The 18,998-nt window shown below is 47.3% G+C and carries 12 protein-coding genes; 11 read left to right on the top strand and 1 reads right to left on the bottom strand.

Features of this window, described 5'->3' with window-relative positions; all coding sequences use genetic code 11:
• The first annotated feature begins 42 nt into the window (after nt 1–42).
• The 10 genes from AC1DLM_RS13810 to AC1DLM_RS13765 all read left to right on the top strand — a co-directional run bounded on the left by AC1DLM_RS13810 (nt 43) and on the right by AC1DLM_RS13765 (nt 16,803).
• Nucleotides 43–591 carry a glycerol-3-phosphate responsive antiterminator gene (locus AC1DLM_RS13810; protein WP_477570292.1) on the top strand — a complete coding sequence of 183 codons (549 nt, stop codon included), beginning with the start codon at nt 43–45 and terminating at the stop codon, nt 589–591.
• Between the two features lie 219 nt (nt 592–810).
• A complete protein-coding gene (locus AC1DLM_RS13805; RefSeq protein WP_477570291.1) occupies nt 811–1,689 on the top strand; it encodes an HAD-IIA family hydrolase in 879 nt (292 codons plus the stop codon).
• An 11-nt stretch (nt 1,690–1,700) separates the two neighbouring features.
• Entirely contained in the window at nt 1,701–3,041 is a 1,341-nt protein-coding gene (locus AC1DLM_RS13800) for an ABC transporter substrate-binding protein (protein WP_477570290.1), read from the top strand.
• A 111-nt stretch (nt 3,042–3,152) separates the two neighbouring features.
• Nucleotides 3,153–4,046 carry a carbohydrate ABC transporter permease gene (locus AC1DLM_RS13795; RefSeq protein WP_236289052.1) on the top strand — a complete coding sequence of 298 codons (894 nt, stop codon included), beginning with the start codon at nt 3,153–3,155 and terminating at the stop codon, nt 4,044–4,046.
• A gap of 15 nt (nt 4,047–4,061) precedes the next feature.
• A complete protein-coding gene (locus tag AC1DLM_RS13790; RefSeq protein ID WP_477570289.1) occupies nt 4,062–4,877 on the top strand; it encodes a carbohydrate ABC transporter permease in 816 nt (271 codons plus the stop codon).
• A gap of 127 nt (nt 4,878–5,004) precedes the next feature.
• Nucleotides 5,005–7,056 (top strand): LuxR C-terminal-related transcriptional regulator, encoded by a 2,052-nt coding sequence (locus AC1DLM_RS13785; RefSeq protein WP_477570288.1) that lies wholly within the window; start codon nt 5,005–5,007, stop codon nt 7,054–7,056.
• Nucleotides 7,057–7,352: 296 nt separating this feature from the next.
• A complete protein-coding gene (locus tag AC1DLM_RS13780) occupies nt 7,353–7,808 on the top strand; it encodes a DUF2269 family protein (protein WP_477570287.1) in 456 nt (151 codons plus the stop codon).
• A gap of 55 nt (nt 7,809–7,863) precedes the next feature.
• Nucleotides 7,864–8,616, top strand: a complete 753-nt coding sequence (locus AC1DLM_RS13775) for an SDR family oxidoreductase (protein ID WP_477570286.1) — start codon at nt 7,864–7,866, stop codon at nt 8,614–8,616.
• 37 nt (nt 8,617–8,653) lie between these two features.
• A complete protein-coding gene (locus AC1DLM_RS13770; RefSeq protein WP_477570285.1) occupies nt 8,654–9,019 on the top strand; it encodes a cytochrome-c oxidase in 366 nt (121 codons plus the stop codon).
• A 32-nt stretch (nt 9,020–9,051) separates the two neighbouring features.
• Nucleotides 9,052–16,803 (top strand): S-layer homology domain-containing protein, encoded by a 7,752-nt coding sequence (locus tag AC1DLM_RS13765; protein ID WP_477570284.1) that lies wholly within the window; start codon nt 9,052–9,054, stop codon nt 16,801–16,803.
• A gap of 310 nt (nt 16,804–17,113) precedes the next feature.
• Here the strand turns inward: AC1DLM_RS13765 and AC1DLM_RS13760 are convergent, their stop codons facing one another.
• Nucleotides 17,114–17,722, bottom strand: coding sequence for a hypothetical protein (locus AC1DLM_RS13760; RefSeq protein ID WP_477570283.1), 609 nt, complete (start codon nt 17,720–17,722; stop codon nt 17,114–17,116).
• A gap of 194 nt (nt 17,723–17,916) precedes the next feature.
• Between AC1DLM_RS13760 and AC1DLM_RS13755 the strand changes: the two genes are divergently transcribed.
• A complete protein-coding gene (locus AC1DLM_RS13755; RefSeq protein WP_477570282.1) occupies nt 17,917–18,966 on the top strand; it encodes a glycoside hydrolase family 88/105 protein in 1,050 nt (349 codons plus the stop codon).
• The last annotated feature ends 32 nt before the right edge of the window (nt 18,967–18,998 follow it).

The following is an 18,998-nucleotide window of genomic DNA, read 5'->3' as shown; positions in this document are numbered from 1 at the left end:
GCAAACAAATATTTGTTATGGTTAAAGTGGGGGTGGGGGAGCATGTTGAAGAAGTACCCAATTATAGCATCGGTGACCAAAGACGATCAGCTTGCGAAAGTACTTGAAAGTGATGTGACCCGAGTTAATCTAATGACAGGTCATATTGGCAATTTGGAATCCATTATGGGACAGCTTCACCAAGCAGGCAAACAAGTGTATGTCCATCTTGAAATGGTAGGCGGCCTTGGCAGGGATGCACATGCGGTAGGGTATTTAGCCGAAAAGTTTAAAGTGGACGGTATTGTTACGACCAAGTCCAATGCAGTTGCGGCAGCTAGACAAGCCGGTATCAAAAGCATACAGCGTATTTTTATTATTGATACGGCTGCTCTACAAACGGCAGTCCGGATGATCAACAGCACACAGCCGGACGAAGTTGAGCTCATGCCAGGCTTAATGCCGAGAGTGATCAAAGAATTGAAAAACACCATCAAACAACCGTTGATTGTCGGAGGTCTTATTCGATACGAAAAAGAAATTGTAGAAGCGCTAGATAGTGGTGCAGATTACATTTCCATTGGAGATCCGAGTATGTGGAACGGACACTAAGTTTACAAAATGACCAAATTACGATAATTTTCCGCTTACAATTATCCTTTATAGTAAAGCTATGAATATCACACGAACTGAAACATCGGTCGAGACCAGGAGAAAACCCTTGTCCAGGAAAATGTGAAAATAAGCAGGAGCATGCTTGTCATACTCTGAATTAGCTTGTTTTCGTGTTTTTTGGATAAGGGTTATTTTTATTGAAAGTGAGGCAGTACTGTGGCAGATACATCTAGATTTCCTGAACGTGGAATCGATGACAAGATTACTACTCAGCATTTTCAGCGAACACATTCAAGGAAAAGCAGTAAGGAGTTGCATTCATTCAAAGGCTATTTATTCGATTTGGACGGTACCATTTATTCGGGCAGTAAGCTTTTGCCGGGGGTATTGAGCACCGTGAACTGGCTGCGTGAGCAAGACAAATCGGTGATGTTCGTTACGAATACGACGATTCGGACCAAGGAAAGCGTGCATCAGCGGCTTAGCGAATTAGGCGTTCCCTGCGAGGTGGATGAAGTACTCACGGCCTTATGTGTAGCCGGGAAATTTTTTCAAGAGCTTGAGCCGAATGCCACTGTATTGATGATCGGTGAAGCGGCCATGGAGCTAGAATTGGCGCGTAATCAAGTAAAGACGACAGAGAATCCGCTGCTCGCAACACATGTGCTTGTCGGATTAGACAGGCAGTTTACATTTGAAAAGCTAACGGCGGGCGTGAATGCCCTGCGAAATGGGGCTAAGCTGATCGCTGCAAATCCGGATCCCTTCTGTCCAATCGACGATGGTGTGATCCCGGATACATGGTCACTCGTCAAAGCATTGGAAACAGCCAGCCTTCAGAAAACCGTCCATGTGATCGGCAAGCCGTCCGCTTACTATGCGCAAAAGGCCTTCGACCAACTGCATATTTTGCCATCTCAATGCTTAATGGTTGGCGATCGGTTATCCACCGATATTCAATTCGGGAATTCGAACGATATGTACACGGCGCTAGTGTTGACTGGTGCTGACGCTAAGAACGACATCGTAAGGACAGGCATTGAACCTGATTATATTTTGCATGAGCTCAGTGAAATTACATTTAATCAACTTTAGGAGGAAAAACAATGAAAAAAGCACTCGTATCATTACTGATGGTAACCCTGGTAGCAACAGCTTGCGCGAAGGGTGAGAGCAACACGGATACCAAGACAGCTGCAGCATCGACATCCCCGACGGCAAGCGCGGGAGCAACAGCGAACACGAAGCCAGTTGAACTGCAATTTTACTTTCCAGTAGCGGTAGGTGGTCCGATTACGAAGCTGATTGATCAGCTTGCTGATGATTTCCACAAAGAGAATCCAACCATTACGGTAAAACCCGTATATGGCGGCAGCTATCAAGATACGATGACCAAGGTTGCAACAGCTGTACAGGGGGGCAACTCGCCAGACGTAGCCGTGCTGCTTTCGACCGATTTGTATAGCTTGATTTCCATGAAAGCCATTGAAGATCTGACACCGCGCTTCTCCAAGGAGTATTTTAGCGGCTTCTATGAAGCATTTATGGGGAACACCAAGTCTGGCGATACGGTATGGAGCGTACCGTTCCAACGTAGTACGATCGTGCTGTACTACAACAAGGATTTATTTAAAAAAGCAGGTCTTGATCCGGAGAAGGCGCCTAAGAATTGGACGGAACTGAAAGAATATGCAGCTAAGCTCACGACCAGTGACAAATCGCAATGGGGGCTTGAAATCCCGAGCACGGGTTATCAGTATTGGATGACGCAAGCATTATCCCTTCAAACAGGCACCAATATTGTTTCAGCTGACGGCAAGCAAGTATTCTTCAATAAGCCGGAAGTGCAGGAAGCTCTGCAATTTTACACGGATTTAGGTCGCAAGGATAAAGTTATGCCAGAAGGTACACTGGAGTGGGCAACCGTGCCTTCCGATTTCATTAGCGGGAAAACGGCTATGATGTATCATACAACAGGAAATCTGACCAAAGTCAAAACCGATGCGAAATTCAACTTTGGTGTAGCGTTCCTGCCAGCCAACAAAAAATATGGTTCACCGACAGGCGGCGGCAATCTGTATGTATTCAAAAATATTCCAGATGACCGGAAAGCTGCATCCGTTAAATTCATTCAGTTCTTGACACAGCCAGATCGTGTAGCGCAATGGTCAATCGATACTGGTTATGTAGGCACGACGAAAGCTGCTTATGAGACAGACAAGCTGAAAAACTACATTAAGGATTTCCCGCAAGCGGCTGTTGCTAGAGATCAACTCCAATATGCGGACAGCGAGCTTTCGACATACCAAAACGGTCAAGTAACGAAACTATTTAACGATAACATCCAAGCAGCTTTGCTAGGAACGATGACGCCGAAAGAAGCTTTGGATAAATCCCAACAGCAAGCGGATGACATTTTGAAAGCTTTCAAAAATAGCAGCAAGTAAACGTACAAACGGCAGGGAAGCGTTCGGCTAACGGAGATTAACTCCATGTTAGTGGCCTGCGCTTCCCTGCCTCAGGCTTTCACGACTTGTGAGAAAGAGGGAATTTCCTTGATGCAACCGTCACTTCGAACAAAAAGGAAGATCAACTGGAGAGAAAATAGTTTCGCCTATGCATTGCTCATACCCTCACTCTTATTTTTAGGCTTATTTACGTTTTACCCCATCTTAAAATCGATCTATTGGAGCTTCTACAGCTCCGATTTCACCGACAAAACGTTTGTCGGGTTGGATCAATATGTGCATGTCTTTCAAGACGATATTTTTTTGAAAGTGTTAAGAAATAATGTGCTGCTTGCGATCGGCACGGTTCCGGTGAGTATYTTACTAGCCATGTATGTAGCCGTATGGGTCAATAATAAACTCAGAGGCACAGGTTTGCTGCGTGCACTCTTTTTCTATCCAACGGTCATTCCGATGATTGCTATCGCCAATATATGGCTGTTTATTTATACACCCAGCTATGGCTTGCTCGATAAGTTTTTAAGTGTGTTTGGCATACCGACTCAGCATTGGCTAGGAGATCCGCATTGGGTTCTCATTTCGATGATGCTGATGGTGATATGGAAAGAAACTGGATTTTTTATGATTTTTTATTTAGCTGGCTTGCAAAATTTACCGAAAGAAGTGTACGAAGCTGCGGAAATGGAGGGCGCACGCCCCTTTCAAACTTTCCGTAAGCTGACGTTTCCACTCTTAATGCCGACAACGCTATTCGTGATGGTGATCGCGACGACGAATTCGTTTAAATTGGTAGATCACCTGTACATTATGACCAAAGGTGGTCCGAATAACGCAAGTAATTTGCTGTTATATCATATTTATGAGACGGCTTTCAGCTTTTGGGATATGGGAAAAGCATCGGTCCTTACCGTCGTGCTGCTCGTTATCTTACTTAGTATTTCCATCTTTAATTATGCATTTCTGGATAAACGGATCCATTACTAGAAAGGAGTCAGCATCATGGTCGTAAGGGTCACTAATCGTTTGGTCATCGCGCTGCTGGCGATCGCTTTTGCTGTACCGCTCGTATGGGCTGTCTTTACTTCATTTACGCCGTCGAGTGAAGTCATTACCCGAGTAAACCCCTTTGCGGTTCATCATCCCACCTTCCAAAACTACAAGATAGCTTGGGAAACCATCACCTTTCTTCGCTACTATTCCAATACGATCATCATTGTACTTGGTGTGCTGGCTGCACAACTGATTACCGCTACGCTTGCGGCGTATGCTTTTGCCAGATTAAATTTCGTAGGTCGAGGCGTTATGTTCATGCTCTTTCTTGTCCAAATCATGATACCGCCTGACATTCTCATTTTTCCGAATTACACGATCATGAAAGAGTTGGGCCTGGTTGATACGAAGTTGGCGATCATGCTGCCGTATTGGGCGTCTTCGTTCAGTGTTTTCTTGCTTAGGCAAACGTTTAAGCAAATCCCAATGGATTTAGACGAAGCTGCAAGAATGGACGGCTGTCGTTGGTGGCAAACGCTTTGGCACGTGTATCTGCCTTCAGCCAAATCGACCTATATCGCGTTTGGTTTAATCTCCGTCAGCGCGCACTGGAACGATTTCATGTGGCCGCTGATCATCACGAACTCTATCGAAACGAGACCGCTCACGGTCGGGATTGCGATTTTTGCCCAATCGTTTGAGACAGGCGCGCAATGGGGGACGGTAACAGCGGCTACCGTGTTGGTCATCCTGCCGTTATTAACCGCATTTTTCGTCTTTCAGCGTCAATTTGTAGAAAGTTTTATGCATTCGGGTATTAAATAATGAGGAGGGGCCCTGTTGGCTGGGTTCCTTTTTTTGTTCTGATCCCCCGAGGACGGTCTTAATTAATCTTAAGAATTGTGTTAAAATTTGTATAAAATTCAGCTAGGTTAGCTTATATGGAGGGCTCATGGCAAATGAAAAGGAAGCACCGATTTCAAGCCCTCACTTGACAACAATGAGTATGATCGATGAGCGCCAGGATCAGTTTATTGCAGGTCGGAGTGAGCAGCTGGAGCATTTTAGACGCAATCTCACAGAGGGTGCCTTAGAAGGTAAAACCATCTGGAACCTGTATGGTACAGCTGGTGTCGGAAAAAGTTTTCTACTCGATTCGTTTCGCAGGCAGGCACTGCGGGCAGGGGTCATCATGCTGTATTTGGATAGYCGTGACTTTAATCATAAGGGTGATTTGTTGTGTCGTGAGCTGCTTGTGCAGCTGACACCGGGTGGGAGGGTACTGCATCGGGATCCGCTGGAAGCCTGCTTGATCAAGCTGAAACAGTTAGCTTCAGAAGCAAAGATAGTCCTAGCGTTAGACACCTATGAGGAAATGGGTGAGTTGGACGGCTGGCTTCGGGATCATTTTATTAAATGGCTGCCAGACAACATGCTGCTGCTGATCGCTGGCCGTTATAAGCTGAAGGGGACATGGACCGTTTCCCCCGCCCTCCGGGAACGAATACGATTTATGCCGCTCGGAAATTTGACTCATGCGGAAAGTGCGGCCTATTTGCAACAATGCGGGATTACCGATGGCCAACAAATCGAACGAATCTTGTTTAAAACAGGCGGTCATCCGCTGGCTCTTTCGCTGGCTGCTGATGTTAATCCCAATGTGGACTGGATGCATACGTCAACAGATGAAACAGGATGGTTTGATCATCTAGCCAAGGCGTGGCTGCGCGAGGTGCCTGATGCTCATCTACGCAAAGTGGTAGAAGCGGCGGCGGTCCTGCTTCGTATCAATCGCGAAGTATTGCAGGTTAGTATGGACCAGGAAATTGATGACGAGACCTTCGGTCACTTGATCTCGTTGTCTTTTGTTCGCAAGACAGAACGCGGCTGGATGCTGCACGACTTAATGCGGCTCGCGATGCGCAAGCAGCTGGAAGAGCGAACCCCCGCTTATTTTGAACGGTTAAGGGGACGGGCAGCGCAATATTATGCAGCACGGATTCGACATTCCGCACCCTATCGAAGAACCGATTGGGAAGTGGGAGAGCTTTTTTATTATACGGGCATACCGCTCATTCGAGCACTTATTCAATCTTATTCCAGAGGCCAGTACACATGGGAGCCATTGACGCTAGCTAATCTGCACGAAGGCGAAGCTTATATGCGTTTAAGGCTGGATGAAGCGACTCCGCTAACACTGGCGGGTATGGATCCGGAGACGGATGAGTTCTACGATGAGTTCGTCGGGAAGGAGGATATGACGCTGACGATCAAGCATTTGGATTTGCACACGTGGGTCCAGCTTGACCAACAGGCGGCCATGCTCCTTCGCTCCGCAGATGGAAGAGTGGCAGGTCTCGCTGTAATCGTTCCTATAGACAAGTCGACGTTGCCTGTTCTGATGGATGATCCGTTCGCGAAACCCTATTTATCCTCCCTGTCGCAAGATGAAATCAAACTTCTGGAGGGTGAACCTCCTGACAAGGCTGGATGGTTTATACGGACCATTGATTACGTAGATTGGCAAAATCCAGATATGGTCATTGAGACGATGTATTTGATGTTTTCGTATATGTGTTCAGGCGGTATATTCATTACGTCCCCGCCCCCCCTGGGATTTTTTTATGAAGCGCATTTGAATCTCGGTTTTCAATTGGCACCGGGAATTATTCATCAGAACTATGATGACAAGACACCTACCCCGACCTTTGTGCTGGATACCCGCGGAGATAAGCTGGAGGCATTTCTACGATTTTTATTAAAAAGAGGCGGATTCCCGGATGAGCTGCACGTATCCAGTGGACAGGATTTGCAGCTGACGAAGCGGGAACGGGAGGTTGTTGCGCTTGTTCTCGATGGGTTGACCAATTTGGAAATTGCCAGATCCCTGTATGTCAGTGAAATTACTGTTAAGAAGCATGTTAGTTCTATCTACAGCAAGCTCTCTGTAAAGGGAAGGACGCAATTGATCAAGCTGCTTGCCAGTAATCCGCTGATAAGCTGATCTCAGAACCTCCTTTTTCAAGGATGGAACAAACCGTTTCTAAGCATGAATACCTGATTCATGAAGCTCACACCCGTTCGGGGTGTGGGCTTTTTGGGTTCTGCAACTGCTGGCTTCAGCCAAGTATAGGTCGGATATTATACGATCGTATAATTTAGAAATAAAAATGGCCGTGTTAAATTATTTGTTAAGTAAGCCGACTGGCTTAGGTGGTTGAACGAAAGGAGGAATGGCTTGATTGCCTACAACCAACCAGAAGCTTGTTTGCGAGTATAGGAAAGATGGGGGAAGATCACATGAAATGGCTTGTATTAATTCATATCGTGTCAGCAATTGTTGGCATTGGACCAACTTACTTTGGTCATATTTTGCTCAGAAGGAGCCAGAACGATGAACAGCTACGGCAATCTCTGGCGCTTTTTCAGAAACTCAACTATTTCCCGAAAATTGGCGGTTCCATTGCTGTCGTTACAGGTGTGGCGCTCGTCGCCTTGGCAGGGTGGAAATTCTCGGATTTATGGATTCTGATTTCCCTAGTGCTATACGTGCTTATTCAGTTTGTTGCGGTAGGCGTGCTGACACCTGTCATGAGTCAATTGAATCAATTGCTGAGCGAAGAAGATACCAAGTCTCTTGATCCAGAAAAGCATACGAACAAAAGCTTTCTGCTTACTAAAGCCAATAGGCTTTACAACACGGCATCTATCTTAGGTATTGTATTAATCATTCTAATGATTACCAAACCCATGTGAACGATCCACATTGATCTAGGAAGAACAACACATTTCATAATAGGAGGTCATTTCAATGACAAATTTAGTTGGAAAAGTAGCATTCGTATCCGGAGGGGCTCGAGGAATCGGAGCGGCTGCAGCTCTTATGCTAGCTAAGCAGGGGGCTAAGGTTGCCGTAAATTATATTCAACAAGAGGCGGCTGCCCAGGCAATCGTAGATCAGATTCGCAACGCTGGCGGGGAAGCCATGCTGGCTAGGGCAGATGTGCGCGATGCAGAACAGGTGAATGAGGTTGTAACTCGCATTCAATCAACACTTGGAGACATCGATATTCTGGTTAGCAATGCCCATATGAGCTTCGTAATGAAACCGCTGATCGGAATGCTTTGGGAGGAGTTCGCCCAGAAGCTCAATGATGAGATGAAGGCGAATTTTACATTAACACAAGCAATTGTGCCTGGGATGGCTGCTAGAAAATATGGGAGAATTATCTATATTTCCAGTGATGCAGCGGATGGGCCGCTGCCTTATATGGGGGCGCATGGTACGGCAAAATCAGCATTAAATGCGTTTGCCAAATACGTAGCTTTGGAGAATGCGCCCTATGGAATTACGGCCAATGTGGTCTCGCCTGGACTCGTCCAAACGGATGCATCAAGTGTTACGCCAGAATCGGTTAAACAGCAGCTCGCTGCCATGACACCGCTTCAGAGGGTAGCTGTTCCAGATGATGTGGCAGGTGTGATTGCTTTCTTAGCTAGTGAGGAAAGTCGATTCCTTACAGGTACATGTACGAGTGTGAACGGTGGCATCAAAATGGGGTAAGTCCGAAAGAGATCACAACTAAAAAGGGTGGATGAATATGGCAAGGAGAATGATAGTCTGGTCTACATTATATTTTGTTATTGGCGTGGTTATGGGAATGGCTATGTCGATATCCAAAGTTTACACGTTTTCCCCCGTGCATGCGCACATTAACTTATTGGGATGGGTGTCCATGGCGCTTGGCGGTATTCTGTATCACCTGTTTCCTGCTGCAGGGAATTCCTTGCTAGGTAAGACGCATTATTGGCTGCATATGAGCGGTATTCCGCTCATGATGGCCGGACTCGCCGGGCTACTCTATACGGAAAACCCAGGATTCATCATCGCAACGTCCCTGGGTGGCACTTTCGTTGTGGTTGGAGCCATTCTATTGTTTATTAATGCGATACGTAATATGAGATAGGCCCAGAATGACGCTAGTGAGGTGGTGTTTAAATGAGTTTGTTGAATAAACGAATGACGAAAAAGCTGAGTGCCATACTGCTTACCTTGTCCGTATGCCTTCAGGTATTTCTTCCTTACGGAGTTGAGCAGGTCATGGCCGGTGATGACGGTTTAAGTATACAAAAGCCGGAGGAACATATGCCCGAGTGGGCGAAGGAATCGGTCGCCGAGATGACAAAGCTCGGTGTTATCCAAGGATACGAGGATGGCACATTTCGAGCTGAACGTACGGTTACACGGGCGGAAATCGCCGTAATGCTGCTTCGTTTCGTGCAGTCAACTTCCATGAAACTGCCGGATACGCAAGCTCCAGTTTTCCAAGACGTTGGGCAAGAGTGGTTTGCGGAGGAAGTTCGCCGGGCAGCACGTCTAGGTATTGTTCAAGGTAATGAAGCAGGCCAATTCAGACCAGAAKCCGAAGTTACCCGCCAAGAGTCAGCGGTGATGCTGAACCGGGTGGTACAACAGCCAGTGGCCGGATCGTTGACCTTACGTGACAAGAGCTTGATTCCTGTATGGGCTCTGACATCCGTTGCTGCCTTGGTTGAAGCAGGCGTCATGCAGGGTTATGAGGATAACACCTTCCAGGGCCAGCGAAACATCACGAGGGCGGAAGTGGCTGTTATTCTTCATCGGGCTAAGAAGCTTGCGAGCTTAGGTGATGATGTAGCGTCTGCACCGCTCACGATTAAGGTCAGCCAAACGGATGGATCGCTATTGCAAGGTGCGGATGTGTTCATTCACGAGAAAGGGAAGCGGATGTACAAGGCTTGGGGACGTACGAATGATCAGGGTGCTTGGGCGGCTTCGATTCCTTATGGAAATTACGATGTACATGTCGTGAAAGAAGGATATGCAGGTTATCAGTCTGTCGTGTATGAGAAGGGACGAACGGATCTGGCACTTACAGCTCAGCCATCCGCGCAAATCGAAGGAACCGTCCTGGGTGAGGACGGCAAGCCGGCGGTTGGCGCTTTCCTATCGTTTACGACGAACCCAACGTTCTATGCAGTCACGGGTTTGGATGGTACGTTCCGCGCCAATGTGCTGCCAGATAAGACGTATCGGTTGACGCTTGTTGAGGATGCGAGCTTGTCGCGAACCGCTGCAGAAGGCGGGGGAACCGCGGTTATTTATGGAGCGAGCCCTTCAACGTTTCCAGGTTTGTCGCTGCTGGATTCGGAGCAATCTCAGTTAACAGACTGCAGCTGTCATAAATATGACGCCCTTCAGACGTTTACATCATTAGGTGCAAGACAATCGTTAACGATAGGTCATGTTTCAATTGATGGCGCACGGCCTGTTATCGCTGGAGGAAGCAGTGGGGGTGGCGGAGGATCAGGCTCGGGAAATAACAATGGGAACCGTGATACCACTCCGCCGAACGCTCCTGTCGCTTTGACCAGCACGGCTGGCGATAGTGTGGTGAGTTTAAGCTGGGCGGCGAACACGGAGAGCGATTTGATGGGGTATAAGGTGTATGTGTCGACCGACAATGGTGCAACTTGGACCTCAAGAGCCAACGTAGCTGGCGGAAGCGCGACAACGTATTCTGTGAGTGGACTCACGAACGGGGTGACCTATCTATTCGCGATCACAGCGGTGGATACTTCAGGTAACGAGTCAGTGAAGTCTGTCGAGGTGAGCGCGACACCGCAAGCTCCTCAAGTAGGAACAAAACCTGCTGCACCTTCAGGCCTAACAGGTAAGGCTGGTAATACGCTGGTTACGTTACAATGGTTGGCGAACAGCGAGGCTAACCTAGCGGGTTATGAGGTTCACTATTCCTCAGACAACGGTGTTTCCTGGATGAACGGCCCCCAATTGGGGAAAGTGACGGAAGCTTCTGTTACAGGCTTGAGTAATGGCACGGCATATAGCTTCACCGTGACAGCGATGGATTCAGTCGGCCAACGCTCGGACCGATCCGTCCCGATCACGCTTACGCCGAAAGAATCAAGTGGTACGCCGGATCCTGTTGAGGTAGCTACGCAAATACCGACGACCGCGCTGCCAACATTCCATTCTACAGTTGAGTTTCTGTATGCGGGAAGTGAGCCTGTGCAGACGGGGGTCGCTGAAGGAGCTATAGAAGCTAGTCTCGTTTCTGTTGTCCGTGGCCAAGTGCTGGATACGGTCCACCAGCCATTGGCAGGCGTTCTTATTAGCATTCTCGACCATAATGAGTTGGGTGTAACGAKGAGCCGTGCCGACGGGATGTTCGATCTAGCGGTAAATGGAGGCGGCGTCCTGACGATTGAATTAACCAAAGAGGGATACATGCCTGTTCAGCGTAAAGTAACCGTAATTGCCGGGAGATACGAGACACTGCCGGATGTGGTGCTGAACCTATACGACACCAAGGTAACTGTTGTTGATTTGAATACGGCTGGGCATGTTCAAGCGGCCCAAGGTTCCCAAGTAACTGATGCAGATGGCACTAGGCAGCCTACGGTAATTTTTCCAGAGGGGACGTCTGCAACTATGATGTTGCCGGATGGATCGAGCGTGCCGCTGGCTGAAATCCACCTTCGTGCGACGGAATACACTGTCGGGGAGAATGGGATGAGGGCAATGCCAGGTGACCTTCCTGATTTTGTTGGCTACACCCATGCCGTCGAACTTTCTGCTGATGAGGCTGTGCAAGCGGGAGCGACTGAGGTTCGTTTTAATCAACCCTTATATTATTATGTGGAAAATTACCTGAAATTCCCTGTCGGTGAGGCTGTACCCATGGGTTATTACGACCGTGAAGCTGGACGTTGGGTTGCGTCGGACAACGGAAAGGTCATCCGCATCCTAAGTGTTGACGAGGGAATTGCCGCCATCGATTCGGATGGGGATGGAGCAATTGACAGTGCAGATAAGCTGGGAGCCCTTGGCTTTACGGATAAGGAAAGACAGCAGTTAGCAGGTATGTACACAGCTGGTCAAAGCTTGTGGCGCGTGCCAATTGAACATTTCACCCCTTGGGATTGTAATTGGCCATATGGTCCACCTCCTGATGCAGAGCCTCCTGTTGACAAAGACCCGAACAGTGAGGATAAGGAGTTAGACCCTTGTGAACAAACGGGATCCATTATTGGCTGCCAGAATCAAAGCTTAGGGCAAGCGATTCCAATTGAAGGCACAGGAATGAACCTGAATTATAGCAGTACGAGAACCCCGGGGTACAAGAGTAGGTCAAAGCTTACGATACCAGTTAGCGGAGAATCCGTTCCTAGTTCGCTGCGTTCCATGACGGTCACAGTCGAAATCGGAGGTAAATCGTTCAGGAAAATCTTCAATCCGGCTCCTAATGTCACCCATACGTTCCAGTGGGATGGTATAGATGCTTACACGCGGAAGCTGATCGGCTCACATCCTTATAAGATTACTGTATCTAATAACTACAATCTTCAATATTATGCAGCATCGAGTGATTTCCAACAGAGCTTTGGACGGCTTAGCGGCTCAGGAGTCATAATCGGAGGGGTGAGAGAGACAACAACAATACCCATTTCACGTGTCTGGTACGGCTCCTTGGAAAGTCCAAACAATCCGTTTGAGCAGGTGGGAATCGCTGGGTGGAGTTTGGACGCTCATCATATGCTCAGTTTCGAAGAGAATACCCTGTATGAAGGAAACCGAAACAAGAAAACTGTGTCTCATTTAAGCTTGAATAAGCTGGATCTATCTAGTCTTGGAGATGTCTACCGTCCCGATGGTCAAATCATTACTCCTGGACCTGGAAATTCCGTATATTTTACAGCAACCGGAGGCCTTAAGAATGGCTGGTATCCTCAAATCGTTGCACGTCTAAATCACGATGGAAGCTTTCAAAAGAGTGAAGAATTTCCAGCTGAAAGTTACATGTTGGTAAGTTCAGACTCTCTCGGGAACGTGTATCGGTTCTCACCAACGAAGAAGCAGATCTACCTCAAAAAATCAGACGAGACGAATTGGTCGGTTTTTGCGGGAACAGGTAACACTGTCAACAGCGATATTATCGATGGGGCTAAAGCCGTAGAATCGGATTTGTATACGGTCTTCAGCATGGCTGCAGCGTCCGATGGAACCTTATATGTGTCAGGGAACAACCCTATTTCTCGGCAAAATATTTTCTATCGGATTGGCGCTGACGGCCGCGTTCAGTTCATGGGCAGCGGTGAAGGGGCGGACAACGGAAAGGCCAATAAGGAAACAATTGGGGAAGTGGCATCGGTCCTAGCAGGACCGGATGGTTCTGTTTATATTCATGATCGCATTTATGATAACTTTAATCACATGCAGTATGCTTCAAGAATAAGAAAAATAAATGCGAATGGTGTAATAACCAAGATAGCGGGGAAATCACCAAATACGTATACTGGCAGTTATGAGATTAGTCACGGTTTGGCTGCTAATAAGGCGTTATTTTACATGCTGAAGATGTACATTGATGGAGAAGGCAACATGATGTTCACAGCATTGAAGAACAGCTGGGAACAAGAAAAGCTATACAAGGTGAAGGATGGCCTTGTAGAGGAAGTTAGCCTCGAGCATGTTAGAGCAACGTCTAAAGCTTATCTTTCATTAGCAGCGATTGACTATAACGGCGGTTATCTATATACGGATTATGGTAGTATCTACCGGGTTAATAAGTCTAAGCTCCAGCAGGCTGAAATTCCAGAGGAGGATGGCTTGTCAGTTAATGTTTTTGATTTTACAACCGGCAAGATCCTGCATAATGAAAGTGCCTTGTCCGGAGCTATGCTGAAATCATTCTCCTATGATAATGACGGACGCCTCCTGTCGATATCGGATCGCAGTGGAAATCTGACACGCATAGAGCGTGACACGCAAGGTAAGCCGACAGCAATTATCGCGCCAGGTGGACAACGAACGACATTGGAGGTGGATAGCAGCGGGGAACTTAGCTCTATTACGAACCCGGCAGGAGAGACTTATCGAATGCAATATGAAGGAGGACTGCTCACCGAGTATACCGATCCAGTACAAGGTGTAAGCCAGTACGACTACGATGACAGCGGGCTGCTGGTGAAGGCGACCAATCCAGAGGGCGGTGTCAAAACATTGCACAAATCGATCATCAACAATGGTTCTCGTGTTATCTTTACGGATCCTAGCAATCGTACTACGACGTATGAGACCGTGATGGCGGACGGTAAAACACTGTATACGTTGACTGATTCGAACGGGGCCAGAACGATCACAGAGAAGATTGATGAGCAGAGTGAAATGGCAACACTACCGGACGGTACTAAGATCAGTAAGAAGTTCGGGACGGATTCAAGGTTTGGCAAAAATGCGCCATTCGTTTCGGAACTGACTTACACTTCACCTGACGGCAATGTAACTACACTTAAGGAAGAACGATCCGCAGTAATCAATAATAACAACGAGTTGGTATCGTATACTGTCAAGCATACATTGAACGGTGATGTTTTCACGATCCAATACGACGGGGCAAATCGTAAATTCACGGAAATTACAGCAGAAGGCACGAAAACGGAAACCTATCTCGATGACAAAGACAGGATTAAGAAAGTGGCATGGCCGGGGACAGACCTCTTCCCAATTGAATCCTTCTACGATACTGCGGGTCGGATGGAGCGGGTCCAACAAGGTGAGAAATGGGTTAGTTACACGTATAATGCTCAAAACTTAGTTGAGAAGGAGTCCGACGCCTTCGGTAGCGTAAAGACCTATGAATATGACGCTGCTGGACGGATCGTCTCTGTCACAACGCCAGGCAATAAAGTGTATCGCAAAGGATACGATGATCTTGGCAGTTTAATAGGAATCACGTTGCCGGACGGTTCAAAGTATGAGCAGCAATACAATAAGCTGGGTCAATTCGATGGCTTCGGTCCTGAAGATTCTGGGCTGTGGTACAATCCTCAGTATGATAACGGTCGTAATCTGGTGAATACGACGATGGGCAGCGGTCGAGTAATTGACCATGTGTTAGAATCAAACGGAGGCAAGCGGCCTGTTGGTATCAACGATGGGGATATACAGCGAACGTTTACTTACGTGGGTCAGTCGGATTTGGCCCAAACAATTGAAAGTGCGATGCCTTCGGATAGCGCGAGACAACAAAAGATTGCCTATGATTATACGGGCGAGAACATCAAATCGATGGTGCTGACGGGCAAAACCAACGCTTCGTTTAGTTATGTCTATGATAATTTCTTCAACATGACGAATATGGCCATGACGGTCGGTGGCGTGGTGTATAACACACCATTCCAATACGATAACGAAGATAATCTTACGAAGTTTGGCGCTTTCCAATTCAATCGTGGGGGTCCATTGAAGGCAGTCAGCACGATAGCTGATGGCAAGATGGACATTCAAGTGGCTTACGACAGGTATGGCAAAATCGACAGTATCACCTATGTGTTGAAGGGAATTCAAATATACAAGGCAGGCTACACGTATGATAAGAGAGGTTTCGTGACAGACATTGTCGTCGATTTAGCGAAAGGCAGAGAGAGCACTCATTATGAATACGATCTGGATGGACAGCAGATAGGCATGACTCAGACAGAGCCGGGAGGCATAACGGCTACGGAAGCGTACAGCTATGATGCTAATAAAAATCGGATCACAAGTCAGGTAAATGGCGCTGCACAAATGGTTAGTGCTTATGGAGAGCACGATGTGTTGGAGCGTGTGGGAGCACTTGCCTACACCTTCAATGTAGACGGTTTTCTCACGCAAAGGGGCTCGGATGCGTTCACCTACGGTGTACGAGGTGAGTTGCTGGAAGCAACTGTGACGAGCGCTGTTTATATGAACGCTATGACGAATGGCACGTATAAGTACACATATGACGGCCTGGGCCGCAGAGTAGCGAAGGAAGACAGCATGGGACGCAAGACACAATTTGTATATGGAAATCCTCAATCCCTGCAATTAATGACGGCATCCATTGATTCAAGCGGACAGCCGACGATCTATTCCTACAATGAGATGGGGCTGCTTATCGCGCTAGAACGTGGCGGGAAGCGCTACTACGTAGTGACTGACGCTGTAGGCACTCCGCAATTGGTTATGGATGAGAACGGTGCAGTGGTGAAGGAACTACGTTATGACAGCTATGGTGTGTTGCAAACCGATTCCGATTCTGGATTTGAACTGTTAATTGGTTATGCCGGCGGTTTGGAAGACCGGGATACGGGACTTGTACGCTTTGGATTCCGTGACTATGATCCTCTTTCGGGCCGATGGACAGCACGTGATCCCCTACTTCTAGAAAGCGGACAAACGAATATGTATGCCTATGTCAATAACAACCCGATTATGTTCCGGGATCCTTGCGGACAATTCTGTGTGGGAGCATCTGTGTATGCCGTTGTCGGAATTGGTGGTAAAGTGTGCGTCACCGAAGAAGGCGTATCTTCCTGCGGGKACACTGGGTTTGGTGTAGGGCTTGGACTTGAAATCTCTCCATTCGAGGATATTGCCAAGAATGAGCTCTCCCTGGAGGCAATGGCCAAACTTACGGCTGGGATCGGAAATTTACAGGCCGGGTACAAATGGGGCCAGGATCTAGATACCAAGTGCCGAACGGATGGAGCTATTTTGAGGGCGGAAGCGGGACCTTTCCGTGTTGATTTACTTAAGCCTAAGAAGTCGGCAGTGAAGGGCAAAGAAGCTGATTTGCAGAAGAAAATCAAAGATTTGTTTAAGAAAAGCGGTATGAAAGCAGAAGCTTCCATTAAGACGAAATTGTGCAGCAGTCTCCGTTGGTAGGCATAATAAAAAGCCATGAGGATGATTCATCCCTCCCTAGATTGGTTAAATCTTCTTATAAAGATCAAATTTAGGAGGGATGAAGTTTGAGTAAAAAACTCTCAAAGCGCAGACGTTCACCTCTGGCTCTATACCTTGCAGCACTTACGATAACGGTAGCGATTAGCAACATAGAACAAGCGAAGTAGCTTGTAGCCTATTATTTATATGAAATGAAAAAAAGCCCATTGATGGGCTTTTTTTGCTATAAGCGGGTTCGTGCAATAGGGAGAACTGGTTGTATACTGTTACTTTGTGAGTATACTTCATTTCAATCAAATCGAACTTCCTGGTCCAAAATGATCTCTTTAGGCGGAGACTCCAGTGGGCTGGCATATGGAATTAGGGCAAAATGCAAGCCCTCTAAGTTGTCAGGTAAACGCGGTGAAATAAGGAAGGTGATTTGGGTTTGACCTCCGCCGCCACTAGCACCATTTCTCATGACACGATAGTGTTGCTCAGTGCCTGTGATATCGAGCTGGAGTTGTGGCCGGAAGTTACCATAATGCCCGTCGCGTTGAATGAGCTTGATTTCACAGTAGACAATACTACTATGCTGGTGCTGCATGGCATGTGTCAATGTATATGCAAAGTCACCGATGACGTTCTTCTTCATGAGGGGCATGACATGCTCTAGATCACCTGGTTCGTTCGGCCTGACAGGATAATTCTCATTCAGACTGTTAAGCAGCCAGTTGATTTGTGGAATTTCAATACCGAATCGCGTTGACCATTCTTGGAGGACTTCCCTTTGTGGGTAAAATCGTCTGCCTTTCGCAAGAGATTTGCGCTCTGTTAGCAGTTGTAGAAGCGATTCATCAATCCGTTTCATTTCATCATTGTATTCATTAGGCACCATTTGTAATTCGGACCAACCCATCGTCAAGTACCTCCATTTTCCATTTGTATCCATCTAGTATAACGGCTAATGAGTCGTAGGAAAAGTTTCGTGATTAGTCCTACTGCTTTTCTGGACGATTCCCCATGTTTTCGGGACGGAAGCCCAAGCAACATAGGTGCGATTGATGCTACTCTTTAGGTAATCTTTTTATAAAAAGGAGCTGCCTAAACACAATGAATTCAACATATGCAAATCACGCACATCAGATATGGCAAGCAATGATAAGGGACCATTCGGGCGAATGGGGAATGGACATTCATCACTGGGACTGGGTGCCTGGTGTTGGCGTCATTGCCATGCTTGAGTACTATGAAGCCACTCGCAATCCTGAGGTATTAGCCTATCTACAGGAATGGGTGAAGCAGAATTGCGAGAAAGCGAAAGGCACGAAGGTGATCAATTCAATCGCTCCTTATGCGATTTTCCCAGCTTTATATCGGTTAACGGATGACACTTGGTTCCTAGATGAAGCCGTTCGGATAGCGGAGTGGCTGATTAAGGACACACCGCGAACGCGAGAGAATGCCTTTGAGCATACAGTCACGGAAAATGTAGCATTCCCTGAGCAGGTATGGGCGGATACGATTTATATGGCTGTGTTGTTCCTAGCACGCACAGCGTCGTTAGTGGGCAGTACGGTGTACGCGGAGGAAGCGTTGAAACAAGTGCTAATCCATCTTCGTCTGTTGCAGGATGAGGAGACGAATGTGCTATTCCACGGTTGGAATTGCGGTTCGGGTGATCATATGTCAGCGGCGCGATGGACGAGAGCGAATGCCTGGATTGCTGCTGGGATTCCGATGATCGTGAAGGAAATTGATCAGCTTGTTGCCATCCCGGATGAGCTTAAGGAACGATATGGACGCTTAATGTCAGGACTGCTTACGTACCAGCAGGAAGACGGACTTTGGAGTACGGTTATGGATCAACCACATTTTTATCGGGAAGTGTCGGGCAGTGCGGGAATTGCTTATGGCCTTATGAAAGGCATGGAGCTGGGATTAATCCCTCGTCTTGAAGAGACAGCCGCCTCCGTGGAGCTMGTATTTACTTCGATTGTGCCGTATATTACGGAGGATGGTATCGTGAAGGGGGTATCCGGGGGGACGCCAGTGATTCCAACGATTCAGGCCTACCAAGATGATATTCCAACGTATCCAACGTTATATGGACAAGGCCTTGTGTTAATGCTCTTGGCTGAGGCATTGCGAGAGGAGAAGTAAGTAATGAGTAGTGAGCAACTTTTGGAGGCAAT

Source organism: Paenibacillus sp. 01T442 (genome assembly GCF_056398345.1).
This window is presented reverse-complemented; position numbering and strand designations above follow the sequence as displayed.